Origin of the sequence: Psychrobacter sp. S4(2024), assembly GCF_036861305.1 — a bacterium.
Classification (GTDB): Bacteria; Pseudomonadota; Gammaproteobacteria; order Pseudomonadales; family Moraxellaceae; genus Psychrobacter; species Psychrobacter cryohalolentis.
Genome location: NZ_JAZAQR010000001.1, coordinates 460,718 through 486,606 on the forward strand (window position 1 = coordinate 460,718; position 25,889 = coordinate 486,606).

Below are 25,889 nucleotides of genomic sequence, written 5' to 3' on the forward strand. Positions count from 1 at the left end.
TACCTCATTGTTTGCTAAAAGTGTATCTTACTCGGGCTTCCATGCTGAAATCATAGAACTTGTCTTTATTGACTATTTGATCTGGATATCTATTTTTGTCAGCATTATCAGAAACTAAAGTCACTGTTCCATCTAGATTTTTAAAAGCACGCTTACATATAGATTCTCCATCAGCATTAAACACATAGATTTTATTACTGATGAAATTATCATATTCACGTTCGCTAGTATTTACTAGCATCAATGTGCCGTGTGGAATCGTATATCCCATACTGTCGCCACAGGCATGCATCAACATAAGACCTTTGCCGTCAATCGGCATATCATTTTCACGTAGAAATTCTACTGTAAAAGCGATCATTGCCTTCTGCTCAGGATGCTCTAAGTTAATATAGCCTCCGCCGCAGCTCGCTTGGAGGTCTTTATAAGGCACCTCAACCAACTGATAGTCAGTATTACCTCCTACCACCACGTAGTCACTCTGTTTCATTTCGCTGTTAACAGGCTCATCACTTGTTTCACTAGATGCATCCCCCGATCCAGACATTAACCATGAAAGATTCACGCCTAGCGCTTTTGCCAAAGCCTCAGTATAGCTACTACTTTTGCCATTACGTCTCTCTAAATTACCTATAACAGACTGATCAGCACCGATCATCTTACCCAACTGCGCTTGAGTAAGACCTTTTTCGTTTCGTATAAACCTTACACGTTTTGCCAGTGTGTCTAGATCCGGTTCCATATGCGCCTCCAATAAGTATAAAAACATAATAATTACAAATGAAATAACGCGCTACTTACAAAAGTAATTGACAATTTAGATTACAAATGTAATTATACAAAGACAAATTAAAGACAAAGGTAATTATATGAATAGCTATCTACCTGACCACTCTATGTTGCTAGCCTTGCAAAAAGCTATTGCTATTGCAGGCGGACAAGCAGAACTATCAAATAAAATTGGTCTTAAACGCACTTCATCAAATGTCGGTGTAATGCTCTCTAGAGATAGAAAAGCGTCTGCTAAATATGTTGCAAAGATTAGCGAAGTTACTGGAGTGTCATGTCACGAACTACGGCCCGATATATTCCCCGCTCCAGCCAACGATCCAGGTAATCAACAATCAATAGCTTAACGCTACAGCCGAAATAAAAGAACGACAATAACGGGGGCAATATGTCGACCACAATATTTACATCAGCTCAGCGCGCAGAACATTGCGTATTATCACTTGAACAAGCCGTCTACCACGCTTGCAAAAAAGAACGCGGAGCGCTGGGCAAGATTGCTGATATCTATGGCGTTAACTACAACACGCTTGCTTTACAAGTGAATCCAAACCGTAGCAGCCACACACTAGCGCCTGAGACGATTGAGCTAGTACTCGAACATACCCAGTCGTCATTAATTATGGATGCTATCTGCTGTGCTCACGGCAACGCTGGATGGTTCTTGCTGCCAAGTAGCGATAATCAATGTGATGAGATGATTGATATCGCCCTGCTAGGTCAAAAGTTTGCAGACTTAAATAGCACCTCACTGGATGCTTATGCTGACAAAGTTATTGAGCCTGATGAATACGCAAGTATGCAAAAGGATGGTCATGCATTAATCGGTCATATTCAAACGATTTTAGAAAATGCAAAGCGCAATATGGAGAGACACAATGACAGATAAACGCACCCCGCTAGATTTCGAAGCCATACGTGCAGCAGCTGTCGGCAATTATGTCTCGACCATATTCCCCGCTGCTGGTATCAGCTTTAGTAAAGTGGCTCATCAGCATCAGTCATGCCCTATGTGCGGCGGCGAAGATAGATTCCGCTGTGACGACAAACGCGGCGAAGGCACTTGGATATGCTCACAGTGCGGCGCTGGTAACGGCTTTATGCTAGTCAAAGACTTTACCGGTCTTGATGTTTATGAAACCAATAAGCTCATAGCGGGCGCGATTGGCCTTGATGCGACCAGCACAGTCACAGATGAGCAACGCGCTCAATGGCAATCACAGCAAGTCGAGCGTGAAGCAGCGGAGAAAGCTGAAAAGCGCCAGTCGCGCATTGATGCCGCCAGTCGAGCGCAAAGCATTTGGGATAACTCAAAGCCCGCAGCTGACGATCATCCTTATTTACTACGCAAAAACGTCTCAGCGATTGGATTAAGCCAAGACGCTAATGATAACTTAATCATCCCCATGTATTACTACAATGCTGAAAAACAACAAATAACACTGGTCAACGTGCAAACCATTGCACCTGATAGCGAAAAGTTGTTTTTAAAAGGCGGCTTGGTAAGCGGCGCTTACTTTACGATTGGCAGTCCTGCTATGTTTGGCGGCGGCGTTATACTCATCTGTGAAGGTTACGCAACTGGCGCTACTGTGTTTGACGCAATGAGTTATAGCTTGCCTGTGATTGTGGCTTTTAACGCAAACAATCTAATACCGGTCGCCCAATCTATACGCGCTCAATATCCCGATCACCGCATTATTATTGTCGCTGATGACGATACTGCTACAGCTATTAAGATGCGAGATAAAGCCATTGCAGAGGGTAAAGAACCCAAGCCTTTGATTGAGTACAATACGGGTATTCGTGAGGCACGTAACGCCGCCATCGCCATTAGTGGCGAAATGGTAGTACCAAGTTTTGATTTACTAGATAAGGATGCGGCGTAATGCAAGGCAAACAACACACAGACTTTAACGATCTAGCCGCTGTATCTGGACTTAATGAAGTAGCACGTCAAATCAAGCATGCGCTAGCCAATAAATCAATCGTGACTCAAGCTGCCAATGACGACCATAGCACTACTGCTACACCTATCGCGCAGCATAACGGCAATGTACCTGCTGACGTTGAGCAAGAAATGCGCTTAGCAGCAATGCTCAAGCGATACGCTCAAATCACTGATATTGGTAAAGTGACCAATAAAGTTTATGACACTGAGCAAAAGATTGAGTATACAAAGACGCAGTTTGCTAATGAAATTGGCAATAAGAAATTAGCAGCGCGTTGGTGGGAAACGAAGCATCGTAAGATTGCAAAGTCAGAGGTTGCAAAAGACCTTGATGTAATGATGGCTGTCGAAGCTCAATCGATGTTTCAGCGCTACTTCCTTATCTATGGCACCAAAGAAGTTTGGGATGACGTTGAGCGTATTCGTTTGCCCGTTGATACCATCAAACTAGCACGCCCTAATGAGTATGAGATTTGGCTTAAGTCAGAGGCGCGTATTACTATCAAAGCGGATAACATCTGGTTTGACCCTACTCGCACTAAATCACCCAAGCATGACAAAGACATTGCTATCAATACATTTGACGGTCTACCACTAAAGCCTATTGAAACTGAGCTCAGTGACGCCGCCGCCATGTGCAAACCTATCACCGACCTATTGCTGCATTTGTGCGAAGGTAATAAAGAAGTGTATGAATGGGTACTTAGATGGCTAGCCATTCCATTGCAGCAGCCTGGTACCAAGCTTGATACCGCTCTTATCTTTCACGGCGAAGTGCAAGGCGCAGGTAAGTCGTTATTCTTTGACCGCATCATGTCACGTATCTATGGCGATTATGCTGTCACACTGGGACAAGGGCAGCTTGACTCTCAATATAATGATTGGGTGTCGAATAAGTTATATGCACTGTTTGAGGAAATTTTTAGCGGCAGCGATAGCTATTCACAAATGGGCATGGTCAAGCAATTGGTAACAGGCAATACAATTTATATCAGTAAAAAGTTTATGAGCGGCTGGCAGCAAGATAACTTTGTTAATGCAATATTCTTATCAAACAACATGAAGCCCTTAGCACTGGAGCAAAACGATAGACGGCATGTAGTCTGCTATCCACAACAAAAGATTCCCGAACCCATTCTAAAAAATGTCGCGGCTGCCTTATCCGATACCGATGACAAGATGCTACGTGCTTTTTATACTTTACTTCTAATGACGGACTTAAAAGACCAGACAGCACATACACCGGCTATCATGACTCAGAGTAAGCGTGAAGTAATTAGATTAAGCCAGCCAAACTGGGAGGTTTTCTACGACGATTGGTCGAACAATAACTTAGAGATACCTTACTGCTGCTGCCTTAGTAGTGACTTATATTTTGTTTATCGTCAGTGGTGCCAAAGAGGCGGCGAACGGCCAACCTCTGAAACTAAACTTATGACATATATTGGTAGACGCGAAGCTAAATCACGGCTAAAATACAGAACGCCTAACATGAATGCCGCAAAACAAGCCATGATCTTAGCTATAGCTATGCCGACATCTTATCCAGCTGACAAGTTTGGTAGTCAACAAGACTGGATTGGCGGACAGATTCACCGATTCAAGCTCGCAATCAATAATGTTTACGACCCAAAACAATAATTAGGTGCAGGGTTTAAGGGTTAGGTTCACAGTTAAAACCAAACCCTTAACCTCTACAAGCCAGTAACACCAAGCGATACAAGACCCTGTAGCAGACGTTGCAGGGTTTTTTCTTGTGCGCGCGCGGGAAATAAATAAATAACTTAAATGTATTTAGTATTAATCACTATATAATTTTTATCCCGTGCGTAAATATAACCCTTAAACCCCTTAAACCCTTAACCTTTCATCTATAAGTATTATAAATAAAGGGCTGTATAGGTGCAGGGTTTGAACCCCAACCCTTAACCTTTGACACAACCCTGAACCTATATATATATTGGCTATAAATAACGGGGGATATTTATCATGCGCCAAGAATACTTAAGAGCAGCTGCTGAAGCTTATGCAAACCTTAGCGAACTACAATCAGACTGCTATCACTATCTAAACGATGGCTTTGATACAACTATCCAGGCTCGACTATCAGATACTTACTCAGCTAAACTTTCGAGTGCGGTAATAAGAAAAAGGTATATTGATAAGGTGGTTTGCACTGCGTTGGCCGAATGTCAGTATCCGATTAACGAAGCCATTGGCTATGCTTGGAATGATAGTGAGCGAGCAGCGTTTGCAGCAATCGCCAAACAAACTTGGTCTGACAATAAACTATCTGATCACATTGATTTCATACTAAATGACATGAGCCAGAACGCAGCAGCAGCAAGGGCTAAGATAGAGTTACAAGTGGTAGGCTATTAAAAGCCTACTTGTAGTTTCGGACAGATTGACCTAATATTTCTCATATTCGAAGTTCCTGCCAAATCATAAAGCAGACGTAAACAAACATCACCAGTTAAGCCCGTTGCCCCCGCAGCGGGCTTTCTTTTTGGAGGTAATAAAGCATGGCGCTCAAAACCCTACGCCCACGCCTCACAACCATCGGCACCAAAGCAGTCAATGATACCCATCAACCCAAATCAAGATGGGGACACGGACGCGGTGGTCGACCTTGGCGCCGCAAGCGCGAAGAGATATTCAAGCGTGACAAATATACTTGCCAAGTTTGCTGCCGTGTTGGCGGTGAGCTTGAGCTAGATCATATTCTCAACGTCGCTCGTGGTGGTACTGACGATGACAGCAACCTCCAAACCATCTGCACTGCTTGTCATAAGCCGAAAACGCATGCAGAAAGCCAAGAAATTTAAGATATTTTCTTGGAAAAAGCCCGGGGGGAGGTGTTTTTATTTCTGGGCAAACCCAGCGGACACCACTCCCCCTCCCACGCACAAAAAAAATTCTAAATTGAAATTATTTTTCCATTTTTCCGATTATGTTTAATTGAGAAAGGTTCTCATTATGTCGCTGACTAAAAGACAAGAGGCGTATTGTCAAAATGTCGCTGAAGGTCTTGATGACTTAGAGGCAATGGCAGACGCTGGCTACAAAGCTAAGAATCAAGCGAACGCAGAACGCTCGCTTAAGAATCTAAAAGAGAATGAGGCGATACAGAATCGCATCATCGAACTAAGGGCCATCAACCTTTTAGAATCGGGCGAAAGTCCTGAAGGCGAAACCGCTGAAGTCGTTGAGCTGGTTAATGCACTACACTTCTTTCAAACTATTTATAAAGACCGTGGCAAGTCTATGAAAGACCGTATCAGCTGTGCTGCCATTGCCATCCAATACGAAGAGCCGAAGCCCGCAGCGATTGGTAAAAAAGAGCAAGGCAAGCTAGATGCTAAGACTGCTACTAATACTGGTAAGTTTGCGACGCTTAATAATCAGCCAGATATGTATACTTCAAAAACTACTCAATAAGAGCCTGCCATGCTAGACACCTGGAGCACAGCCTTGCCCGACTGGGAGAAGCGTATAGTCGCCGGTGAGTCTCTCATGCCGTGTAAGCCGCTTAATCAGGACGTGGCTGATATTGCACTCAAGATATTTGACAGTCTAATACTTGTCGATATGATTGGTAGCCCTGCCGCTGGCGATGTCACTCGAGAATGGGCTCGTGAGTTTATCGCTGCTATTTTTGGCGCTTATAATACTGAGAGTAAAGAGCGCCTGATTACTGAGTTCTTTTTGCTTATCAGTAAAAAGAATACCAAGTCAACGCTTGCCGCTGGCATTATGATGATCGCGCTAGTGCTCAATGAGCGATTCAGTGCAAGCCTCGCGATTATTGCACCGACAAAAGAAGTCGCAAATGCCAGTTATGGCCCCGCAAGCGATATGATTAGCGCTGACCCTGAATTGTCCGCTATGTTCAACGTATCGCCGCACACGCGCACTATTACGCATTTAGGTACCAATGCCACTCTAAAGGTTTACGCGGCTGAATCTGACACGTTAGGCGGTAGTAAATTCAGTTACGTGCTTATTGATGAGCTTTGGTTATTCGGTAAACGTGCCAATGCTGCATCGATGCTACGTGAAGCAACAGGCGGTCTAGCATCGCGCCCTGAAGGGTTTGTGGTATACCTAAGTACTATGCCCGATGAGCAGCCTGCTGGCATATTTAAACAAAAACTAGACTATGCTCGCGCAGTACGCGACGGTAAAGTCGTTGACCCACAATTCTTGGGTTTGCTCTATGAGTTCCCAAAAAAATACATCGATGATGAGTTATATCTTAATCCTGATAATTGGTACATCACCAATCCTAATCTTGGCGCGTCTGTCAGTGTCAAATTCTTAGAGCGTGAATTTAAAAAAGCAGAAGATGAGGGAAAAGAGGAGCTGCAAGATTTTACCGCTAAGCATTTAAACGTACAAATCGGCATATCACTACGTGCCAACCGTTGGGCTGCTACTGAGTTTTGGAAAGCAGCAGCTGCTCCTATGCCATTTACTTTGGAAGAGCTGATTGAGGCATCAGAAGTTATCACAATCGGTATCGATGGCGGTGGTCTTGATGACTTACTAGGATTTGCTGCTGTTGGTCGATTGCCTATCGTGCTGAGAGAGTATGAAGACAGCATCACAAAACAAAAGGTGCAAATTAAACCATGGTGGGTATGGACGCGCGCCTGGTGCCATACGATTGCACTAGAACGTCGTATGTCTATCGCGCCCACGCTAAAAGGGTTTGAGAAAGACGGTGACCTTATCATTGTAAAAAACATCGGTGATGAGTCAGAGCAAGTCGCGCAGCTGTGCAAACAAGTATTTGATAGCGGTAAGCTTGACCAAATCGGACTTGACCCACTTGGCATTGGCACACTCATAGAAGAGCTTGATGCGGTAGAGATACCTAGTGATAAAATAATCGGCGTCAGTCAAGGTTTCAAGATGTCAGGCTATATCAAAACCGCTGAAAATAAGATTGCACGTAAACATCTTATACATGCTGACCAAGACATGATGGCGTGGTGTGTTGGTAACTCTCGAACCGTAGTACGTGGCAGCGGTACGATGATTAGTAAGGCCGAGTCTGGCACTGCTAAAATTGACCCTGTCATTGGCATGTTAAATGCCGTCGCATTGATGAGCCTGAATCCAGAGCCACCAAAATCTGGCGCACCTACTATGTTTTTTGTTTAGTGCCTTGAAATATTACTCACATCCCCAACATAAGTTAATTCAATCAAAATGATGTTTTAACATGGAGTGTGATGCTATGAGTGCAGATGTAACGTTTGAGGAATTTGAGAACACAGTTTTTGAATTTACCAAAGTTTTGGTCGTTAACGATAATAACGGTAGCGTATCGAAGAGAGTTTCGGACAAAGCCCGAAAGCTTACTAAAGAATGGTATAAAGCTAAAGAAGAGCGTGAGACAGCGTTTCAAGAGCTTTTATCTGAGCTATCTAATGAAACTGAATTCACTAAGCCAGAGAAAGGCCTTTATGACAATACGTAGCTCAAAAAACTTTTAATATAAAACAATTTATACATACTAATAAAACCCACCAATCGGTGGGTTTTTTACATCTAGGATTTAACTATGTGCATCTATTTAAGCGATAACGCTATCTTTGTGCTTATCTTCATTGCAGGTTTAGTCCTAGGCGCGATTGTACATCGAATAATTACAGCACCTAGCAAACCTCCTAAACCTATTGATTACGATGGCACCAATGGCAAAGGCTATCAGCCGAGACCATCGCCGCCCCTTCCATTGTACAATCCGAATAAGTGAGCAGACACCATGAATAAATCACGAATACTGAGAGCTGTTTTGATAGCAATTGATATAGCTCTCGTTGCCTATACCAAGCGACGTAAAAAAAGATAACCAAGACCGCCGATAAGGGCGGTTTTATTTTGCCCAAAATAAATAGAGAACGACTATGTCCAAAGCTTATAGCACGCTGAAAGTCAAAGCCGTCACTGACGATGGCGAAACGCGCACCATCACTGGCATTGCATCGACACCGAAGCAAGACCGTGATAACGACATCTTGGATATGGTTGGCGCTAAATTCGCTTTGCCTATTCCCTTACTTTGGCAGCATAACCACAACCAACCCATTGGCGAAGTGACTGATGCGACTGTCACCGACGAGGGTATTGAGATCACCGCCACCATCGTCAAAATCGCGGAAGAAGGCACTCTTAAAAATCGAACTGATGAAGCTTGGCAGTCCATCAAATCGGGATTGGTCAAATGCTTATCTATTGGTTTTAGACCGCTTGAATATAACTACCTTGAAGACAGCTGGGGTCTGCACATTAAAGAGTGGGAATGGTACGAATTATCCGCTGTTACCGTCCCTGCTAACCCCGATGCAGTGATTACTAGCGTCAAAAATATCAAGCAAGCATTTTCGGACGCTCAAAACCCCACGCCCACGCCCTCAAACGCAGCGCCCGACCCAGTAGTACCAGACACCCAAAAAAAAGCACCTAGCAGCACCAGCGCTCCAAATCCACCACCACAAACTATTACCTTAGTTGCCACCAACCAAGGCAGCATACAATTACTATCCGGAGATTAAACCATGTGGGAAAAACAACGCGCGCAACTACTTGCGACGATCAAATCTAAAAAAGGTCAGTTAAAAACCTTGATGACAAAATCTGCGGAAGAAGGTCGCACGACTGACGATACCGAAGACGCTGAAATCAAAACAGTCGAAGATGACCTTGCTAAGCTCACCGAAAACCTATCACGCGTAGAAGGCATCATCGCTGACATTGCAACAGCTGCATCGTCAGCTACACCAGCTGCCGGTGAAGACCCAGCCGAAGCAGGCGCAAGCGCTGACGGTGCTGCTGACCCAGTAGCTGCTGCCAAAGGAGTCACCACTGTGAAGCCAAACCATGCTAGAAAAGGTATCGGCTTTGCTCAGCTTGCAAAAGCTAAAGCACTTGCTGTGCTACAACAAAAAAACGGCAACTATATCAGTCCTCTTGATATTGCTAAGTCACAAGGCATGGACCCACGCGTTATTCAAGCGCTCGAAAAAGCAGTCGTACTCAATACCACCAACTCAAGTGAGTTGATTGTTGAAAATCAGCTCGCTAATGAGTTTATTGAGTTGCTACGCGCTGAGACCATTGTTGATAAACTCGCGCCATTAATGCGCGCCGCGCCGTTTAATGCCAAAATTCCCGGTATGGCAAGCGGCAGCGTGGCAGCGTGGGTTGGTGATGGTGCAGCAAAACCGGCTACCAACCCAACCTTTAACTCAGTCACTATCGGACATCATAAACTAGCTGGCATTATTGTGCGTACTGATGATTTGCTAAAACTGGCGTCACCAGCTACTGATCAAATGCTGCGCGATGATCTAATCGAGGCGTGTGCGACGCTAATTGATAATACCTTTATCGATACCGCTGCCGAAACCGACATCCGACCTGCTGGCATCCTCAATGGCGCAACTAAAATTGACCATACGGGCGTGGGCGTTGCTCAGTATAACGCCGATCTTGCTGCGCTCCGCAAAACATTTATCAGCAATAATCTATCTCTCAATGGCGCTCAATACGTCATGAGCGAAACACGCGCTAGTGACATGGCTGAGCTACGCGACGCGCTAGGCAATCCCTACTATCGTGGTATGGACGCCCCAGCTGGCAGTAAAACACTGAACGGACTACCCGTTATCGAGTCTGAGACCGCTGCTGATGTAATCGCTTTAATTAAACCGTCTGAGCTATATTTAGCCGATGACGGCGCTGTTGAGGTTGCATTTAGTGACCAAGCAACTATTGATATGGGCGCAACCACACTGGTCAATTTGTGGCAACAGAATATGACTGCTATTCGTGCTGAGCGTCATATGACTTGGTCTAAACGCCGCCTAACTGCCGCTGCTTATATTAATTACAGCAATGTAATCCCATAAGCCTAAATACCATTTAGCTTAAGACTGACCAAAACCTCAACCATGTGTTGGGGTTTTTTACGAGTAGGTATTGGTAATGCCCTTCCTTCATTGTCAGTATCTACTCCTAAAAAATACGAGGTCACTATGAAAATTAAATATATTAAAGACGCACCAAATGGTCCTGCAGGAATGCTAGATGAAGTCACTGAGTTTGAAGGCAATGTTTTAGTATTAACTGGCTTCGCTGAAGTTGATGACGGCACTGACCCTGAACCACCACTTGACCCCAATCTATTTGTCGTACCGCCAACCGAGCCAAAGCCTAAAACCAAATTAAAGGCTAAAGCAACCACTAAAACTGATAGCGAGTAATAATTATGGGCATGCTTGATTGGTTCACTGGCAAAAAATCTGCAAGCACTGCCCAACCGGTCGTTGGCGGCGATGTTTGGCATACCATACATGAGCCATTCACCGGCGCATGGCAACGCAACGAAGAAATCGAAGTCAGTAAAAACGACCAAATGCGCCATCATGCCGTGTTTGCTTGCGTGTCATTGATTACCCGTGATATCGGTAAGCTTAAGATTAAGACTAAAAGAAAGGTTGATGGTGTCAGTCAGGTCTGTACCAGCTGCGTCAACCCTTTACTAGCCAAGCCTAATGACTTTCAAAACTGGCAACAATTTGCCGAAGCGTGGGCGACAAGTAAGGCAACCAGCGGCAACACGTATGTGTGGAAAGTCCGCAATATCTATGGCGAAGTGTGGAAGTTACAGATTCTTAATCCTGAACGCACCAAGCCATTGGTCGACCCAAACGGCAATGTGTTTTATCAAGTCCGCAAAGATCGTTTGTTTGATTTGGATGAGGATGTTGTATTCCCTGCGTCTGAGATTATTCATGACCGCTTTAACTGCTTCTATCATCCGTTGGTTGGTCTATCACCTATCGTTGCTTGTGCGTTGTCTGCCAGTCAAGGTATCAGCATTCAGCGCAATGCCCAAGCATTTTTTGCGAATGCCTCGCGACCATCTGGAATATTGGTTGCGCCGGGAGCAATTACTGAACAGACCAGTAACGAGTTAAAAGAAAACTGGCAAAAAAACTATTCAGGCAAAGGTAATGGCGGCACAGCGGTAATGGGTGACGGCATGAATTACGTGCCAATCTCAGTCGCTGCCAACGACGCACAATTGGTTGAGCAGCTAAAGATGTCAGGCGAAATCGTCTGTACAGCGTTTAGCGTTCCCGCTTTCAAGATTGGTCTTGCACCACTGCCCAGTGGCAAGGTCAGCGACCATAACGACATCTATTACAGCGACTGCTTGCAGCACTATATTGAAAGCATCGAAACATTGCTTAATCAGCACTTAGATTTAGAAGATGGTGTCGAAGTTGAGTTTGATTTAAAAGCCCTACTTCGTATGGATTCAAACAGTCAGATGTCGTTCCTTAAAGAAGGTATTGGCGCCGCCATACTATCGCCAAATGAAGCGCGCGCTGAGCTTGGCTATGCAGCTGTATCAGGCGGTGAAAGTCCAATGATTCAGCAGCAGAACTTTAGCCTTGCAGCCATTGCTAAGCGTGATGGTAGTGCTGACCCATTCGCCAAAGCCCCTGCTCCCACTCCCACTGATGACCAACCCAAAGGAGATGATGATGGCTTGGGTAACGCTTGAGGAAGTAAAACACCATCTGCGCTATGACGATGACGCCAACGATGCGACATTAACCATGTTTATGGCAGCGGCTGAATCTGCCATATCGCGTTATGTCACTGAAACTATACCAGCTGAAGGCACGCAAGATATTAAAGTCGCCACGCTTATGCTGATTGGCTACTTTGATGATAACCGTAGCCCAGATAAAGACACACCAACCAATGGCAACTATTTACCGCAGCCGGTTGTATCTATGCTCTATCCGTACCGCCGCCCTACTGTCACATAAGGAGCTGCCATGCTTGCATCAAAATTACGCAACCGCATTACTGTCTATAAATCAATCAATACGCCATCACCGATGGGCGGTACCAGTAGCACATCATGGACGCCAACTGTCGTGCTATGGGCAAATTTTACACCACTGTCCGTTAAAGACGTCATCAACGCCCAAGCCGCTGACAGTGAGACGCGCGCGCGCTGTCAGCTACGATATCGCACTGATATCGATAGCAAAACCCGTATTGAGCATCGCGGCAAAATGTATGCGGTCGATGGCGACCCGCTCCCCGATGATCGCAGTGGACTTGAGTACATCACGCTGATGTTAAAGAGTGTGTCATGAGCGACGACTTTACTAGCGTGGAAGTCTTGGGGCTTGATGAAATGGAACGCAAACTTGGTGAATTAGATAACAAACTTGCGGGTAAGGCGATATACGGCGCATTAGGTTATGCACTTACACCAGTTGTAAAAGACGCTAAGAAATTTGCGTCAAAAGCTAAAGAGCCTCATACCGTTGTTTACTCAAACGGCAAAAAAATAGAAGTTAAGCCAGGTCTATTACGCACAGCAATCAAGAAGCGCCGTGTGCCAAAGTCAGAAATGAAAGGCGAATTTGCCCAAGGTGCCGCAATGGGCATGTACATCGGCACTGGCCGTAATAAAGTTTACCCAAATTATTGGCACTTCATTGAACGCGGCACATCTACTCAGCCTGCCACACCTTTTATCCGACCAGCATTTGATAACAACATTGACTTAATGCTTAGTCGCTTTAGCGAAAAACTGAACGAAAACATTGATAAATATAGGGAGTAGTCATGATTGCAGGCGTACAACTGGTACAGACGCTAGGGTCATTGGTCAACGCCCGCATTTATCCTATGATTATTCGCGAGCATGATGATGCGACTGCACCCTATATCATTTACCAAACCATCAGCAGCGTGTCTGAAATCACTAACGACGGTATAACCGGGCATGAGTGGGTACGAGTGCAAATAGATGTCTATCACGATGATGCTTATCAGTGCACATTACTCGCTAACAAAATCATTAATGCCATTAACGACCAAATCCAACACAGCATCTACGGTGGACAGGAGCAAATGTACGACACCGCCAGCGACCTATTTCGCCAGTCTATAGATTACGAATTTAGCCAAACCACCCCAACCACGTAAAGGAGCCAATTATGGCGATTATTGACGGCTTATCTGACAGCCAGCATTTCTTAAAAATCAGTACTGACGCGGGATTGACGTTTGTCAAAGTACCTTTGTTAACCAACATCGATATGATTGATCAAAAAAAATCAATCGATGAAATTACCACGACTGACGCGCGGAACACGCAAAAAGCGGTTGTCGATTTTACTGAAATCAATGATTTGGCATTTGAGTTGGTATTTAAACCCACTGACCCTCAGCACATCAAATTAAAAGAAGCATTTGACACCAACGAAGTGGTGCAATGTGAGATTCACTTTGTCGATGTTGCGGTGTCTGGCTACAAATTTGACGGCATGATCTCAGAGTTCAGTAACGTCACTGATCCGAAAAAGAAACTCCGTAAAAAAGGCGTTATCGTTATCGGTAGTGACGTGACAGAGATTGTCTCAGCACCATAGCCATTGAGCAATCCAACCTATTAACTAAGCCCACGACTATGTGGGCTTCTCTTTAACCAATTATTAATTACTGAGACTCTTATTATGGCCAAAACTGCCGCGCAACGTAAAGCTAATCCTCTTGGACGTACTACCCTACTTGCAGCCATTGCTTCATCAGCGATGCTAGCACCCTCACGGCTCACTATCAAAGAGCTAGATGCTGACGTATTCGTCAAGCGTATGACGCTTGGAGAACGTGAAAAATACTTTGAAGACATGAAAGAAGTCGTAGGCAAAGGTAATGTTGAAGCTTTTATCATCGCTATCGTCGATGAAAATAACGAACCGCTATTCACACTGGATGATGTCGAAGTCGTCAAAACAATACCACCAGTGCTGTTTGATGCTGTGATATTTGAATTTAATGTAATCAATCGCTTTATTGTCAAAAAGCCGGTCAAACAAGATGACGAAACCGCTGACGAACCGGAAGATGAAGACTTAAAAAACTCCTAACCCAGCGAGATAAATTTTTTAAATTTAAACTCGCTGGGCATCTATCCCATACTGTCGCAGAGCTTGATGCAGCTATGAGCATTGACGAGCTACGTGAGTGGCAAGCATTCGACCGAGTTAATCCTATTGGCGATTATCGCACGGACTTAAACTTTGCGTCGCTCGCGCAGCAAGTCGCTGCATGGTCAGGTCATTGTAAAGAAGTGCCAAGCTTAAAAGAACTGCTTGCTGTTGATCCTTTCCCATTAACCAATGAGCAACGCGCTGCTGAGAATGCGGCACAAGATGCGGCACGCAGTCAAAATTACACTGAATCACTGATAGCTACTCTTAAAAGACGCGCTAAAAAATAAGGATTGCATCATGGCAAAGGTATTACAGCGTTTAGATATTCTACTCTTTGCCAACACTGCGCAGTACCGCAGTGAGATGCGTGATACACAGCAAAGCACCACGACAATGATGGGCGCTATTAAAGCCGATGCCGCAAATATGGCAAAAGTGGGTGCAGCAGCATTTGCAGGAATGGCAGCTGCTGGGACGGCTGCTATTGGCACGATGATCAAAGAACAAGCTGAGCTTGCTAGTGAAATCGTTAAGCTTGCAAAGGTATCAAATACCAATATCGATGTGATGCAAAAGCACATCGTCGCTGCGCGAGCTATGGGCGTCGAACAAGAGACATTGGGTGACATTTACAAAGACACTCAGGATAAAATCGGTGACTTTTTAACCACCGGTGGCGGTGCGATGGCTGACTTTTTTGACAGTATGCCTGCAAGTGTAGACATGACTGCTGACAGCTTTAGAAACTTATCAGGTCCAGATGCTCTCCAGCGATACTACAACGGTTTACAAGAGGCAAATCTCTCTAACTCTGAATTAATATTTTACATGGAGTCTATCGCATCCGATGCGTCGCTATTGATACCACTGTTGCATGACAACGGCGCTGGGTTTGACGTATGGGCGGAAGCCGCTGAAAATGCTGGCGTCATCATGGATGAAAAGACGGTTGCCGCCACTCAAGACTTAATAGCAGCAACTGATTTACTAAAGTTGTCTGCTGAGGGCGCAAAAACACAGTTTACCAGTGCATTTATCCCAGTGCTGGCTGATCTCTCCGATGAGCTTGTAGGCTCAGCTGGCGCCGCGGACCTCGCGCGCGAAATGGGCAATGATTTAGTTGTTGCATTTAAGAGTGTAGCAATAGTAGGTATCGGCGTCGCAGCTGTATTTGACGTGGTTGGTAGTAGTATTGGCGGTGTGGCAGCTACAATCGGCGGTCTACTCAACGGCGTTAGCATGATGGACAGCGTCTGGGTTACGTCTCTCAAGATTGCTAAAAACTTTAGCTCTGCAAATGAGATCGCAAGACTGGCAGACCAAGATATATCGGCATCCCTTTCCAATTACTCAGCTCAAATCAACTTTATTAAAAATCTAGGCGAAGGCAAGCGCGAAAGCCGGTTTTTAACCGCTGCTAAACAACAAGAGGAGATGCGTCGGCAACTGGGTTTGACTGGTCAAGCGGTGCAAGCCAACGCCGCCGCTGAAGAGGAAGCAGCTAAAAAAGCGGAAGCCAATGCTAAGAAACAAGCGTCTGCTGCAAAAGCAGCCAGTAAAGCCGCTGCCCTCATACCAAAAGCAGTCAGTGACGCGATATTAGACGGTGCTAAAAAACTAGGTGTTAATCCAAACGACCTCGCTGCCGTCATCTCTTTTGAAACTGCAGGTACATTCAGCACTAATGCACGCAACCCAACCTCATCAGCAACTGGTCTTATCCAATTTATGGAGGGCAGCGACGGTAAGGATGACGGTAAATATTTTGGTATGACTCGGAATCAATTTGGCAATCTACTGCCCTTACAACAGATGGACCACGTTGTCTCTTATCTCAAAGGCCGCGGCATCAAAGCAGGTTCAGGTGTTGGAGAGATTTACGACGCCGTAGCAGGTTATGGCTACAAAAAAGGCAGCAAAGCTTACGCGTCCAATCAAGTATGGGATGTCAATAACGATGGTGTCGTCGCTAAAGGTGAAGCTGTCACCGGCAAACGCTTTAAGCAACATATCAAAGACTACTACGGCGATGGCGTTGCAATCGCTCAACAGTCAATCAGCCAGATAATGCAAAACGAAGTCACTGCTGCCGCTGAGCAAGCGCGCCTTGCGGAACAACAAACCAAAGAGCGTAACGCAATCCGCTTGGAATATGCAGACGAAGCCACACGCATCGAAGAGCAGCTTAAGACAGATATATTACGAATCAGTGCAAGTGGTTTTACTGACGATGAGCGTGATGCCCTTATTAGTGACGCAATCGACATCGCTAATAATAAACTTGCGCAAATGCAGCTTACGCACGCGCAGCAGATGCAGTATGCTCAGCAATCTGAACAAACAGACGCTGAGCGTATCCGCAATCAGTACGCCCTTGAGCGTCGAGAAATCCAATTAACAGTAAAAATGGATGAAGAGCTTCGCACAGCTAAAATCGATGCGCTGAATCAAGCTGAACAACTGGCACTTGATGAACGTCGTTATGCTTTCGAGAGCGAACTGCGGCAACTAACCAGTATTGGCCAATCAGATTTAGCAGCCTTGCGGCAATCTTATGCGGATCAACGCCGTGCCCTTGATATGCGCACTGACATTAATGGTGCGCAAAAGTCTGACTTGCGCAATGCGATGGCTGGTGCTCAGGTATATGACACCAATCAGATACAGAAAGGCGCGCGTGACGGATTGAATGCTCAGCAAGCAGAAATGGGCGGTACAAGCGAAGAATATGGACTTACCCAACACTATCAGTCGCGACTTGATGTCATCCAAGAAGCCCTGAAAGCAGAGGTCATCACTAAGCAGCAGGCATTGGATGCTGAACTCGAAGCACAAACACAACACGAAATAGCTATGAGTGATTTGCGCTTAGGTCAGGCTGAAGGCGTCGCTGGCAGCCTATCTGCTATTACTAAAAATATGTTTGGCGAACAATCAAAAGTTCACCGAGCTATGTTTATCGGCGAAAAGATACTTGCTGTTAGTCGCTCAGTTATGAACATCCAAGTTGCTATGTCGTCCGCAGCAGCATCACTACCCTTCCCTGCCAATCTTGGCGCGATGTTAACGGTTGCATCCAACGTCGCCGGTATTGTTAGCACGATCTCAAGCCTGAAACCACCGCCGGTACAGGGTCAGGCGCATGATGGGCTTGATTATGTACCAAAAGAAGGCACATGGATGCTTGATGAAGGCGAACGAGTCGTTAAACCTGCTGATAATCGCAAGCTAACTGATTTCTTGAATTCAAAACCAACACAAGCAGCTGCGCCTCAAGCGCCGGTTGTCAATATGACTATTGAGAATTATGCAGGCGTCCCCGTATCGCATCGTGTAGACGATGATGGCCGTATTCGTGTGATTGTCGGCGAAGAGCTTAACAAGCAACTGCCCAACCATATAAATGACCCGTATAGCGCCACCACCAGAGCATTGAAAGCCAACTATCACCTACAGCGGGACCTATAGTTATGACTGAAATACCCAAGCTCATGCTAAAACCGCAGCGCGACGGCTATAACTTTAGCCTCGCACGTAGCGTGACCAGCACTGAAACCATTGTCGGTTTACCTCGTGAGCGCAAAGACAGCGTGGGTAAAGTCCATCGCCCTAATGTCACTTATAAATGCACTCGTGCTCAGTGGCAGTACTTTCTAAAGTTTATGCGCGCTTACGAGGGTTTGCCATTTTTGGCATACCTACTACTTGATGATATCGACCACCAATGGTACGAATGCCGTATCGTTGGTGACTCACTGCCGGTCAATACATTGGGCGACCAAATATTTACCGTGCAGTTATCACTGGTTGCTAAGCCCATTAAATATGACGTTGAAGCCGACCTTACCTTTTTAGAAATCTACAAGATGACAGATGGTCAGGTCGAGCGATATTTCAATCTACTGGCAAAACTGGTCAATGAAGACCTGCCAGATGCTCTTGGAGGTTTGTAGTGGCCAATATAAAAGAAATGGAGTATTGGCTGCGTGGTCGCCATGATGACGTGCGCCTTGAATGTATCGAAATCAAACATCCATCATTCAGCCGTGACTATCGTTTTGTACGCAATCACGCAGATGGCGTGCGTGTAAAGCACGAAGACGGCGTTTACCGTGATTATCAGCCATTACCTTTAACCATCAAAGCCGCCAAAGCTGCTGACGACTTACAGCAAAAATTCACCATCGGCATCGGTGATGTCGGTGAGATTATGCCGTATGAGATTGACCGCTTAAGACGTGGCACCCATTCAACGGTACGACCAACCTTAAATTATCGGGTGTTTTTAACCAGTGATTTAACAGAGCCCATGACCAGTGTGCGCGGTTTAGAGATAACCGATAACCAACCTCAAAAGCGCGGCGCGGTATTCTCCTGCCAAGCTAAAGAGCTCAATAAAACTAGCACTGGCATCCTATTTACCATCGATTTATTTAAGTCACTGCGAGGATTTTAGCCCATGCTTGATTTATCTAAATACGACAGTAAACGTTATGACGATGACCTTTATAACTGCTTGCATTTCGCCGTTGATATTTACCGTGACATCACCGGTCGTGACATGGGCGTCTATGTTAACGACCTCATGACAGGGCGTACCAAGCGCAAGGTGAATACGGCAAAGCTTAAAGAGTTTGCCCAGCTTGATAACCCTATCGACCCGTGCTTAGCCTTAATGCATGGCAAGGAGCTACACGCGGGTATTTACCACCAAGCCAAAATCATACACATGACTGAATCGGGACCGCAGTGCGTACCACCGCATATCGCAACGCTGAAACACGGACGGATAAAATATTATGCACTCTAATATCGAACTGATCGTTGTCCGCAATCCTATGGCTTATGCTTGCGACAACTCCGACTGCAAAATCGTGCGCGGTGAAGATTTGTTTGAGCTTGTCACTGGCATTTATCCAAAAGGCATGCCGCCAAACACCTATTGGTATCATGAGACTTGGGACACTGAGTGCGATGTGACGCCTGAAACGGCTGAAGATATCATCGCTTTAAATGATAAAGGCGGCTCATTTTATATCGTCACCTATCCTGCCGGACCTGAAACATGGATACCGATATTGGTATCGGCGTTCATCACCGTCGCCGCCGTCTTACTCATGCCAATGCCGGTGATACCAAACGGCTCTGCTAATGCCCCGCCAAGCCCAAACAATGCCTTGGCTCAGCGCACCAACCGTCAGCGCCAAGGCGGTCGAACTGCTGATATTTATGGTCAAGTGTGGTCGGTACCAGATTTGGTTGCCGTCACTTATACGGTCTATATTAATAACCGCGCCATTGAGATGTCCTACATGGTCATCGGCCGTGGTTGGTACTTGGTCACTGAAGCACTGGATGACACCACGCCCATCAATCAAGTGTTTGGCAGCGGCGTGCTGATTTTTAACCCCGATAGCACCCTTGATGATACGCCCACTTATCAGTTTGGTAGCGCCTTTACCCCAGATGAGGCGGCATTATCGCGGCTTACGACCAAACGTTATACCTCGGTCAATGGGCAATTACTACCACCAACTGATAACTACCTGACACTAGACAAAGCTGTGTTTAGAGCAGGCGGCATCATAGAGCAACCAGGGTTTAATTTTGTAAATCAGTTTAAGGTAGGAGACGCCCTCACAGTTGTACAAACAAATCCCGCCGAATCTGCAAACGGCATCACTGACCCTGTGGATCAAGGCGAGCCACCTGCGAACCCGCCCATTGTAGGTCCAATTACCACCTATAGTTTGAGTGGCGTTTATACTATAAGCGCATTGTCTGAAGCGCAAATTACATTGTCAAATCCCGCTAGTATCAATCCAGATTGGCAAAAGCTGTCAGATAATGCTGATTATACGGTAGAGCAAGAAGCGACTATCTCTACCCAATCATCTAGCTTATGGCAGGGCTATTTTTATACCAGTGAAAAAGACCATGAGTTTGTGATGGTCAATTTTATGTCATCAGGCGGTCTTTATATTACTGATGGTCAGACGTTTGAGCCCATTGGTATTGAAGTCGAAATTGAGTCAGAGATTGTTGATGTCACAAACAATCCGGTGCCGGGGACACTTCAGCTCGATACTCATATCATATACGGATCAAAATATGACAAGTACGCCAACAATAATGGTCTAGGCACATGGCGTGATGGCAATCACTGGTGGTCCGGCGCTCATGTCAGTAACCCTGATGCGGCGCAAACGGCCGCAAGTACCATTAAAATTGAAAATACCCATATGTCAGAAGGCAAGCGACTACGTTGGCGTGCACGCCGTAAGCATGGAAGAGTCAGGGTGTCTAAAGGCTTTAGCGTCGTACAAGACATACGCATTGCGGACTTTTATGGCGCTAAGTTGATGGGTGCGGATTACAGTCCACCAGGGTTCACCAAGGTATATAGCAAAACGTTGGCAACTGAAGGAGCGTTGTCACTTAAAGAGCGCAAACTTACGGTACTTGCGCAGCGACTTGAACGTGATTGGCAAAACAATGATGCGCTTATCCCGTCCAAACGTATCGATGACATCATTTATGATATCGCCACTGATCCAGTAACCAGTAACTTGACCGCTGACGACTTGGACATGGTACAAATCAAAGCAGAGGTCGATGCGCAAATCGCCTACTTTGGCACTGACTTGTGCGCTCAGTTCTGTGGGACCTTTGATAGTAAAGACATCACCACGGAAGAGATGATACAAACGGTCGCTATGGCGGGATTCTTTACCGCTTATCGCATCAATAATAAAGTCTGTCTACATTTTGAGCGACCTGAAGCTTATCCGGTCGCCACTTTTAATAGTCATAGCATCACACCGGATAGCTTTGAGTATAGTGAGTCGTTTGGACCGCGTAATGATTATGATGGCATTGAAGTCACTTACACTGATCCCGTCGATGATGCCAAAGTAACACTGTGTTATCCAGAAGATGGCTCAGCGACCAATCCTGATACTAAAAATAAGGACTTGGTTGGCGTGCGTAATAAAGTGCAAGCACACATGCACATGATGCGCCGGCACTGGAAAAACCAACATGCTTATAAGACTTGCTCATTCACCGCCGCTGATGAATCCGGCATTGTGCTACCAACCAATCAAATCAATGTGGCTGACCAATACCGCGCTGATACTCAGCAAGGTGCGGTCGAAGCCTTGCAAGTGAATGGCAACGGTCAAGTCGTTCTGACGCTAAGTGACAGTGTTGATTTTGGCGGTAAAGCGCAAGCAACGGTGTTTGTGCAAACCGTTGCCGGTATCGTTGATAATATCCGCTGTACTCCAAGTGCCAATCCGAATGAAGTGATACTGACCCGCGCGCCATCACAACCGATCAGTACATCTTGGGATGCAGTGGTGCGAGCCACGTATCAGTTGGTATTGCATGATGACCTTGATCGCGATAACTATATCGTGACGACCAAAGACCCTGGCGATAATCCAATGTCTCATCGCTTGTCGTGTATCAACTATACAGATAAGTATTATCCAAACGACAAAGACTACCTAAACGGCTTAATAACCTAACCAATAACAAACAATCACTCAAAGCCTCGCATCTAGCGGGGCATTTTTATGGGAGCAATAAACGTGGCTGATATACTCACGATGCAAGATTTGGCTAATGGCCACTTAGATGTTAAGGCGTTGGGCGAAGCTGCCAATGGCGATGAAAATACAATAGTGACAACGCGCACTGGGAATACATACCCGTCTGCTGAAAGAGCCATTAATATAATGTTTCAAAATGGCGGTTTGCCTGCTGCGCCTTTTGCAACGCTTGCAAAAATGGAGACAGACGGAGCGAGCTTAGCTGATGGCGACCTTGCAATAGTCTATAACGAAACTGCGAATAATGGGTTGTACGTTAAGACAGCAGGGGTTTGGGTTAAGAGTGGTTATGACCCGCTGGCGCAATCTAAGACCTACACTGACACAAAAACAATAGATAAACTGACTGCTTTTAATACACTTGCGCTATTAACAGCATCAAGTTTAGCTAATGATAGTTATGCGCTAGTTGCTAAAGATAATGACGCCGCTAAAAACGGCTATTATCAGAAACAAAGCGGAGTTTGGGTTAATTTGGGCGGCATTAGTAGCGTACTACTCAACCAGGAGTACAAGAGCGCAGCGTTCGTCCTTGCGGATACTTATATCAACATAACATCGGGCGTAGCTACAACAAACACAGCATATAAAGCAACAACTAAGCTACCTGTGCAGCCAAATACTGTTTATAAAGTGTTATCTCCGAACGCTGGTAATGCTGCTAACGCGTGGTTTGACAAATCAGGTAAATACATATCAGGCTTTAACACTGGGCTAGTTGCAGAGAGTGTAACATCGCCTGCTGCTGCTGCTTTTGTAGCGCTATCTGTAAAAAATGCAGATGCTGTCAATGCGTACTTTAAGTCAGTAGAGCCAAAATTTAGTATTGCTGATTTAATGTCTGTCGTAAACACCCACAAAGACGACAGTGAGCTAAACAGTAAAATTGCAGTCAATACAAACGATATAGCGTTGCTAAAAAAACCGATGTCTAGCGTTACTGTTGTTAACTCACTCAAAGAGCTTATCGCACTAAACCCAGAGGGCGAGGCTGACAAAGCATACCCGATAGGTCGCAGAGTGTATGACCATGGTCTTAGAAAAACGGTGACGGCTGACGGCTCATTTTGGCGCTTAGAAGATGGTAGACCCGCTAATGTCGCGAGACGTGTTTATGTATACCCTGATTGGCTTGAGATTAAAAAAGCGTTGCCGACTTACGCTAAGAAACACACTGCTGTCTACAATGTAAATAGTGATAGTTTTGATGTAAGCTCAGGTGACAAGTGGGGTTTATCAGCAGGAATATCTTATGCTTTTGGTGATAAGCGGTTGCACCTAAGACGCGCTGGCGCATCAACTTTTGGCAATGTTGTTTTCGCAGACTTGACTACAGTACGCACGCTAAATGATTACGTTATTTTTGACTATCATATTAGCAGCACGAGTAAAACGGTGGTAACAGTCAACTTGTTGGACGCAGCAGGTAATGTCTTATTTTACAACACGCTGAATTATGCAAACAGCACAGGCGAGTTTGCACGTAAATTTTACGAGATAGACCACGTTAGAGCTGAGATTAAAGTGAGTGATTTTACTGCCAAATCTGGCAGTCCGTCTTTAGCAAATGTCAAAAAAATAGGTATAAGCATAGCTAACAGTACAGATTCGCTGTCTGAGATATACCTTGGCAGTGTTGATACCGCTACGTTTAAGCCCATGATAACTCTGAGATTTGATGACCAGAGACAAAGCGTCTATGACAATGCTTATCCAATTATGGAGGCAAACGGCTTAACTGGCTTAATAGCAGTGATCACGGGGGTGCCAAATCTAGGTAATTCGCCTAACTACGTTTACGGCGGTGGTGGTATGTCTAAAGCTGAGTTGTTGGAAGTGCAGACAAAGGGTTGGGATTTAGTCAGTCATACTCATGTGCATGACAATTTAGCAACTAAATCTTATGATTACGCAAGGGCAGACTACAAAGCATCACGAGATTATCTACGTGACGAGCTAAACGTAGGAGACATTGCAAGCTCTTTTATTGTCTCACCATTTTCCGTTATTGGTGCATCTCAAGCAGCAGCACAGCGCGAATTTTTTGATGCACAGGTTTCAGGAGGTCATCTTAACAGTCACATGCCAAGGCAGCCTACCGGTACTTGGCAGCTTGGTAGTTTGTGGCAGTCACTAGGTTGCGATGTTGGCGACAATATTGATGATGCTAATGCACTCATAGCAATCGCACAAAACGCTATTGATAAACAACGTTGGTCAATTGTGATGATGCACGATGTACTACCTGCGCTACAGGGCACATCATCAACGACAATCGCTGCATTTACTGGTTTTTGCGAATGGTTAAATGCTAATAGAGATAAGATTGATGTTGTGACGGTCACTGATGTTGTTCGCAGAATTAGACCAGTTGACTAATATTGCAGCTTGCAAACAAGCCTCACTAACGTGGGGTTTTATTTTATCTAAAATTTGAGGACGGCGTATGCCAAATAACACACCCTTTTGGGACATCATCTTATTAAAGCTATTGGTATTCCTGCCGAAAGTTTTTGCCGCAGTCATCGGCGCTATTCTTGGCCTGATGCTCTCAGGCGACATCGGTAGGGATGGTAAAATACAAGTTAATATTTCGGTCATCGTTAAGTTTACGATTGCTGTCACGATAAGCTTGTATGGGGGTGAGGCGTCTATTGAGTATTACGAGCTGCAAAACTATAGCGTTATGACCCATGGGTTTGTCATGCTCATGTGGGCAGTATTCGGAATGCTTGCAATCGGCATTGTTTATCAAGCTATAGCATTGTGGCAGGGCAAGACGCTCGCTGAGGTCATCAAAGAAATTAAAGATGCAGCGTTTGCGATATTTGGCAAATAACAATCAGTATTAAATACAGCCCCTTTTTAGGGGCTTTTTTTGGAGCTAAATAAATGAGTTACTTTGATAATTTCTTTGACCGCTTAATGAAACATGAAGGTGGTTACGTCAATCACCCTAAAGACCCCGGCGGTGAAACAATGTGGGGCGTGACTAAAAGAGTAGCAGTTGCCCACGGTTATGCTGGCCCTATGCATCAATTACCAAAAGCCACAGCGCAAAAAATTGCTGATAAAAGCTATTGGCAGGCAATCCATGGGGACGAGTTGCCGCGTGCGGTCGCTTGGCAAGTGGTTGATGCTGCCTATAACCACGGAAACCGTAACGCGGTTAAGTTTCTGCAGCGAGCTATTGGCGTAAATGACGACGGCATTATTGGGCCCAAAACATTAGCCGCGGTTAAAGCAATGGACCAAAACGACATTGTATTTAAATTCAATGCTGAGCGGTTAGAGTTTTACACCAAACTTGGCACATGGGCGACTTTTGGCCGTGGTTGGACTCGTCGTATTGCAGGCAACTTGCGTTGGGCGGCTAGTGATAACTAGAATCCAATATGTAGCTAATTATTATCCTAATTTCGTAGCATGAGATAGTTATAACATAATTGAAAGATTGGAAAGTAAGTTATAACTATCTATAATACCCCA

General features: G+C 45.3%; 30 protein-coding genes. 29 read left to right on the forward strand and 1 reads right to left on the reverse strand.

The features are described from left to right. Positions 1-4: 4 nt before the first annotated feature. Positions 5-742, reverse strand: coding sequence for an XRE family transcriptional regulator (locus VLA57_RS01920; protein ID WP_333954182.1), 738 nt, complete (start codon positions 740-742; stop codon positions 5-7). A 127-nt stretch (positions 743-869) separates the two neighbouring features. Between VLA57_RS01920 and VLA57_RS01925 the strand changes: the two genes are divergently transcribed. The 29 genes from VLA57_RS01925 to VLA57_RS02065 all read left to right on the forward strand — a co-directional run bounded on the left by VLA57_RS01925 (position 870) and on the right by VLA57_RS02065 (position 25,787). Beyond that, positions 870-1,136 carry a transcriptional regulator gene (locus VLA57_RS01925; protein WP_333954183.1) on the forward strand — a complete coding sequence of 89 codons (267 nt, stop codon included), beginning with the start codon at positions 870-872 and terminating at the stop codon, positions 1,134-1,136. 41 nt (positions 1,137-1,177) lie between these two features. Beyond that, positions 1,178-1,678 (forward strand): phage regulatory CII family protein, encoded by a 501-nt coding sequence (locus VLA57_RS01930; protein WP_333954184.1) that lies wholly within the window; start codon positions 1,178-1,180, stop codon positions 1,676-1,678. Further along, positions 1,668-2,678: a primase-helicase zinc-binding domain-containing protein gene (locus tag VLA57_RS01935; protein ID WP_333954185.1), complete on the forward strand. Its 1,011-nt coding sequence runs from the start codon at positions 1,668-1,670 to the stop codon at positions 2,676-2,678. The genes VLA57_RS01930 and VLA57_RS01935 overlap by 11 nt, the downstream gene beginning before the upstream one ends. Then, on the forward strand, positions 2,678-4,381 hold the full coding sequence (locus tag VLA57_RS01940; protein ID WP_333954186.1) for a primase-helicase family protein: 1,704 nt from the start codon (positions 2,678-2,680) through the stop codon (positions 4,379-4,381). The genes VLA57_RS01935 and VLA57_RS01940 overlap by 1 nt, the downstream gene beginning before the upstream one ends. 348 nt (positions 4,382-4,729) lie before the next feature. Continuing rightward, positions 4,730-5,122 carry a hypothetical protein gene (locus VLA57_RS01945; RefSeq protein ID WP_333954187.1) on the forward strand — a complete coding sequence of 131 codons (393 nt, stop codon included), beginning with the start codon at positions 4,730-4,732 and terminating at the stop codon, positions 5,120-5,122. Positions 5,123-5,265: 143 nt separating this feature from the next. Continuing rightward, the gene (locus tag VLA57_RS01950; protein ID WP_333954188.1) at positions 5,266-5,568 is read left to right on the forward strand and encodes an HNH endonuclease; all 303 of its coding nucleotides are present in this window, start codon (positions 5,266-5,268) and stop codon (positions 5,566-5,568) included. Positions 5,569-5,719: 151 nt separating this feature from the next. Continuing rightward, a complete protein-coding gene (locus VLA57_RS01955) occupies positions 5,720-6,181 on the forward strand; it encodes a hypothetical protein (RefSeq protein WP_333954189.1) in 462 nt (153 codons plus the stop codon). 9 nt (positions 6,182-6,190) lie between these two features. Further along, a complete protein-coding gene (locus tag VLA57_RS01960; protein WP_333954190.1) occupies positions 6,191-7,909 on the forward strand; it encodes a terminase large subunit in 1,719 nt (572 codons plus the stop codon). A 76-nt stretch (positions 7,910-7,985) separates the two neighbouring features. Beyond that, positions 7,986-8,228: a hypothetical protein gene (locus VLA57_RS01965; RefSeq protein ID WP_333954191.1), complete on the forward strand. Its 243-nt coding sequence runs from the start codon at positions 7,986-7,988 to the stop codon at positions 8,226-8,228. Between the two features lie 84 nt (positions 8,229-8,312). Further along, positions 8,313-8,507: a hypothetical protein gene (locus tag VLA57_RS01970; protein WP_333954193.1), complete on the forward strand. Its 195-nt coding sequence runs from the start codon at positions 8,313-8,315 to the stop codon at positions 8,505-8,507. Positions 8,508-8,658: 151 nt separating this feature from the next. Continuing rightward, the gene (locus VLA57_RS01975) at positions 8,659-9,306 is read left to right on the forward strand and encodes an HK97 family phage prohead protease (RefSeq protein ID WP_333954195.1); all 648 of its coding nucleotides are present in this window, start codon (positions 8,659-8,661) and stop codon (positions 9,304-9,306) included. A gap of 3 nt (positions 9,307-9,309) precedes the next feature. Further along, complete coding sequence (locus VLA57_RS01980) at positions 9,310-10,662, forward strand: phage major capsid protein (RefSeq protein ID WP_333954197.1); 1,353 nt, start codon at positions 9,310-9,312, stop codon at positions 10,660-10,662. Positions 10,663-10,788: 126 nt separating this feature from the next. Next, positions 10,789-11,016 carry a hypothetical protein gene (locus VLA57_RS01985; protein ID WP_333954198.1) on the forward strand — a complete coding sequence of 76 codons (228 nt, stop codon included), beginning with the start codon at positions 10,789-10,791 and terminating at the stop codon, positions 11,014-11,016. Between the two features lie 5 nt (positions 11,017-11,021). Continuing rightward, positions 11,022-12,326, forward strand: a complete 1,305-nt coding sequence (locus tag VLA57_RS01990; RefSeq protein ID WP_333954199.1) for a phage portal protein — start codon at positions 11,022-11,024, stop codon at positions 12,324-12,326. Next, positions 12,307-12,597, forward strand: a complete 291-nt coding sequence (locus tag VLA57_RS01995; protein WP_333954201.1) for a head-tail connector protein — start codon at positions 12,307-12,309, stop codon at positions 12,595-12,597. Before VLA57_RS01990 ends, VLA57_RS01995 begins: the two co-directional genes overlap by 20 nt. A gap of 9 nt (positions 12,598-12,606) precedes the next feature. Further along, on the forward strand, positions 12,607-12,933 hold the full coding sequence (locus tag VLA57_RS02000; protein ID WP_333954202.1) for a phage head closure protein: 327 nt from the start codon (positions 12,607-12,609) through the stop codon (positions 12,931-12,933). Then, positions 12,930-13,409, forward strand: coding sequence for an HK97-gp10 family putative phage morphogenesis protein (locus tag VLA57_RS02005; RefSeq protein ID WP_333954204.1), 480 nt, complete (start codon positions 12,930-12,932; stop codon positions 13,407-13,409). The genes VLA57_RS02000 and VLA57_RS02005 overlap by 4 nt, the downstream gene beginning before the upstream one ends. 2 nt (positions 13,410-13,411) lie before the next feature. Continuing rightward, a complete protein-coding gene (locus tag VLA57_RS02010) occupies positions 13,412-13,774 on the forward strand; it encodes a tail completion protein gp17 (RefSeq protein WP_333954205.1) in 363 nt (120 codons plus the stop codon). An 11-nt stretch (positions 13,775-13,785) separates the two neighbouring features. Beyond that, positions 13,786-14,220 carry a hypothetical protein gene (locus VLA57_RS02015; RefSeq protein ID WP_333954206.1) on the forward strand — a complete coding sequence of 145 codons (435 nt, stop codon included), beginning with the start codon at positions 13,786-13,788 and terminating at the stop codon, positions 14,218-14,220. 84 nt (positions 14,221-14,304) lie between these two features. Continuing rightward, on the forward strand, positions 14,305-14,718 hold the full coding sequence (locus tag VLA57_RS02020) for a hypothetical protein (protein WP_333954207.1): 414 nt from the start codon (positions 14,305-14,307) through the stop codon (positions 14,716-14,718). Positions 14,719-14,792: 74 nt separating this feature from the next. Further along, positions 14,793-15,071, forward strand: a complete 279-nt coding sequence (locus tag VLA57_RS02025) for a phage tail assembly protein T (RefSeq protein WP_333954208.1) — start codon at positions 14,793-14,795, stop codon at positions 15,069-15,071. Positions 15,072-15,081: 10 nt separating this feature from the next. Next, positions 15,082-18,252, forward strand: coding sequence for a hypothetical protein (locus VLA57_RS02030; RefSeq protein ID WP_333954209.1), 3,171 nt, complete (start codon positions 15,082-15,084; stop codon positions 18,250-18,252). A gap of 2 nt (positions 18,253-18,254) precedes the next feature. Further along, on the forward strand, positions 18,255-18,737 hold the full coding sequence (locus tag VLA57_RS02035; protein ID WP_333954210.1) for a hypothetical protein: 483 nt from the start codon (positions 18,255-18,257) through the stop codon (positions 18,735-18,737). Beyond that, the gene (locus VLA57_RS02040) at positions 18,737-19,240 is read left to right on the forward strand and encodes a DUF1833 family protein (protein WP_333954211.1); all 504 of its coding nucleotides are present in this window, start codon (positions 18,737-18,739) and stop codon (positions 19,238-19,240) included. Before VLA57_RS02035 ends, VLA57_RS02040 begins: the two co-directional genes overlap by 1 nt. Before the next feature lie 3 nt (positions 19,241-19,243). Continuing rightward, positions 19,244-19,594, forward strand: coding sequence for a hypothetical protein (locus VLA57_RS02045; protein ID WP_333954212.1), 351 nt, complete (start codon positions 19,244-19,246; stop codon positions 19,592-19,594). Beyond that, positions 19,584-22,316 carry a host specificity factor TipJ family phage tail protein gene (locus VLA57_RS02050; RefSeq protein WP_333954213.1) on the forward strand — a complete coding sequence of 911 codons (2,733 nt, stop codon included), beginning with the start codon at positions 19,584-19,586 and terminating at the stop codon, positions 22,314-22,316. The genes VLA57_RS02045 and VLA57_RS02050 overlap by 11 nt, the downstream gene beginning before the upstream one ends. 63 nt (positions 22,317-22,379) lie before the next feature. Then, the gene (locus VLA57_RS02055; protein ID WP_333954214.1) at positions 22,380-24,779 is read left to right on the forward strand and encodes a polysaccharide deacetylase family protein; all 2,400 of its coding nucleotides are present in this window, start codon (positions 22,380-22,382) and stop codon (positions 24,777-24,779) included. Positions 24,780-24,846: 67 nt separating this feature from the next. Further along, positions 24,847-25,239 (forward strand): hypothetical protein, encoded by a 393-nt coding sequence (locus VLA57_RS02060; protein WP_333954215.1) that lies wholly within the window; start codon positions 24,847-24,849, stop codon positions 25,237-25,239. 53 nt (positions 25,240-25,292) lie between these two features. Continuing rightward, positions 25,293-25,787, forward strand: coding sequence for a glycoside hydrolase family 108 protein (locus VLA57_RS02065; RefSeq protein WP_333954216.1), 495 nt, complete (start codon positions 25,293-25,295; stop codon positions 25,785-25,787). Positions 25,788-25,889: the final 102 nt, after the last annotated feature.

Coding starts and splice junctions, on each gene's coding strand:
- VLA57_RS01935 (WP_333954185.1), top strand. CDS start 1,668: ATGACAGATAAACGCACCCCGCTAGATTTCGAAGCCATACGTGCAGCA.
- VLA57_RS02050 (WP_333954213.1), top strand. CDS start 19,584: ATGCACTCTAATATCGAACTGATCGTTGTCCGCAATCCTATGGCTTAT.
- VLA57_RS01955 (WP_333954189.1), top strand. CDS start 5,720: ATGTCGCTGACTAAAAGACAAGAGGCGTATTGTCAAAATGTCGCTGAA.
- VLA57_RS01925 (WP_333954183.1), top strand. CDS start 870: ATGAATAGCTATCTACCTGACCACTCTATGTTGCTAGCCTTGCAAAAA.
- VLA57_RS02060 (WP_333954215.1), top strand. CDS start 24,847: ATGCCAAATAACACACCCTTTTGGGACATCATCTTATTAAAGCTATTG.
- VLA57_RS01990 (WP_333954199.1), top strand. CDS start 11,022: ATGGGCATGCTTGATTGGTTCACTGGCAAAAAATCTGCAAGCACTGCC.
- VLA57_RS02065 (WP_333954216.1), top strand. CDS start 25,293: ATGAGTTACTTTGATAATTTCTTTGACCGCTTAATGAAACATGAAGGT.
- VLA57_RS01995 (WP_333954201.1), top strand. CDS start 12,307: ATGGCTTGGGTAACGCTTGAGGAAGTAAAACACCATCTGCGCTATGAC.
- VLA57_RS02035 (WP_333954210.1), top strand. CDS start 18,255: ATGACTGAAATACCCAAGCTCATGCTAAAACCGCAGCGCGACGGCTAT.
- VLA57_RS02020 (WP_333954207.1), top strand. CDS start 14,305: ATGGCCAAAACTGCCGCGCAACGTAAAGCTAATCCTCTTGGACGTACT.
- VLA57_RS01945 (WP_333954187.1), top strand. CDS start 4,730: ATGCGCCAAGAATACTTAAGAGCAGCTGCTGAAGCTTATGCAAACCTT.
- VLA57_RS02045 (WP_333954212.1), top strand. CDS start 19,244: ATGCTTGATTTATCTAAATACGACAGTAAACGTTATGACGATGACCTT.
- VLA57_RS02010 (WP_333954205.1), top strand. CDS start 13,412: ATGATTGCAGGCGTACAACTGGTACAGACGCTAGGGTCATTGGTCAAC.
- VLA57_RS01920 (WP_333954182.1), bottom strand. CDS start 742: ATGGAACCGGATCTAGACACACTGGCAAAACGTGTAAGGTTTATACGA.
- VLA57_RS02005 (WP_333954204.1), top strand. CDS start 12,930: ATGAGCGACGACTTTACTAGCGTGGAAGTCTTGGGGCTTGATGAAATG.
- VLA57_RS01965 (WP_333954191.1), top strand. CDS start 7,986: ATGAGTGCAGATGTAACGTTTGAGGAATTTGAGAACACAGTTTTTGAA.
- VLA57_RS02025 (WP_333954208.1), top strand. CDS start 14,793: ATGAGCATTGACGAGCTACGTGAGTGGCAAGCATTCGACCGAGTTAAT.
- VLA57_RS01960 (WP_333954190.1), top strand. CDS start 6,191: ATGCTAGACACCTGGAGCACAGCCTTGCCCGACTGGGAGAAGCGTATA.
- VLA57_RS01930 (WP_333954184.1), top strand. CDS start 1,178: ATGTCGACCACAATATTTACATCAGCTCAGCGCGCAGAACATTGCGTA.
- VLA57_RS01980 (WP_333954197.1), top strand. CDS start 9,310: ATGTGGGAAAAACAACGCGCGCAACTACTTGCGACGATCAAATCTAAA.
- VLA57_RS01940 (WP_333954186.1), top strand. CDS start 2,678: ATGCAAGGCAAACAACACACAGACTTTAACGATCTAGCCGCTGTATCT.
- VLA57_RS01975 (WP_333954195.1), top strand. CDS start 8,659: ATGTCCAAAGCTTATAGCACGCTGAAAGTCAAAGCCGTCACTGACGAT.
- VLA57_RS01985 (WP_333954198.1), top strand. CDS start 10,789: ATGAAAATTAAATATATTAAAGACGCACCAAATGGTCCTGCAGGAATG.
- VLA57_RS02000 (WP_333954202.1), top strand. CDS start 12,607: ATGCTTGCATCAAAATTACGCAACCGCATTACTGTCTATAAATCAATC.
- VLA57_RS01970 (WP_333954193.1), top strand. CDS start 8,313: ATGTGCATCTATTTAAGCGATAACGCTATCTTTGTGCTTATCTTCATT.
- VLA57_RS02015 (WP_333954206.1), top strand. CDS start 13,786: ATGGCGATTATTGACGGCTTATCTGACAGCCAGCATTTCTTAAAAATC.
- VLA57_RS02030 (WP_333954209.1), top strand. CDS start 15,082: ATGGCAAAGGTATTACAGCGTTTAGATATTCTACTCTTTGCCAACACT.
- VLA57_RS01950 (WP_333954188.1), top strand. CDS start 5,266: ATGGCGCTCAAAACCCTACGCCCACGCCTCACAACCATCGGCACCAAA.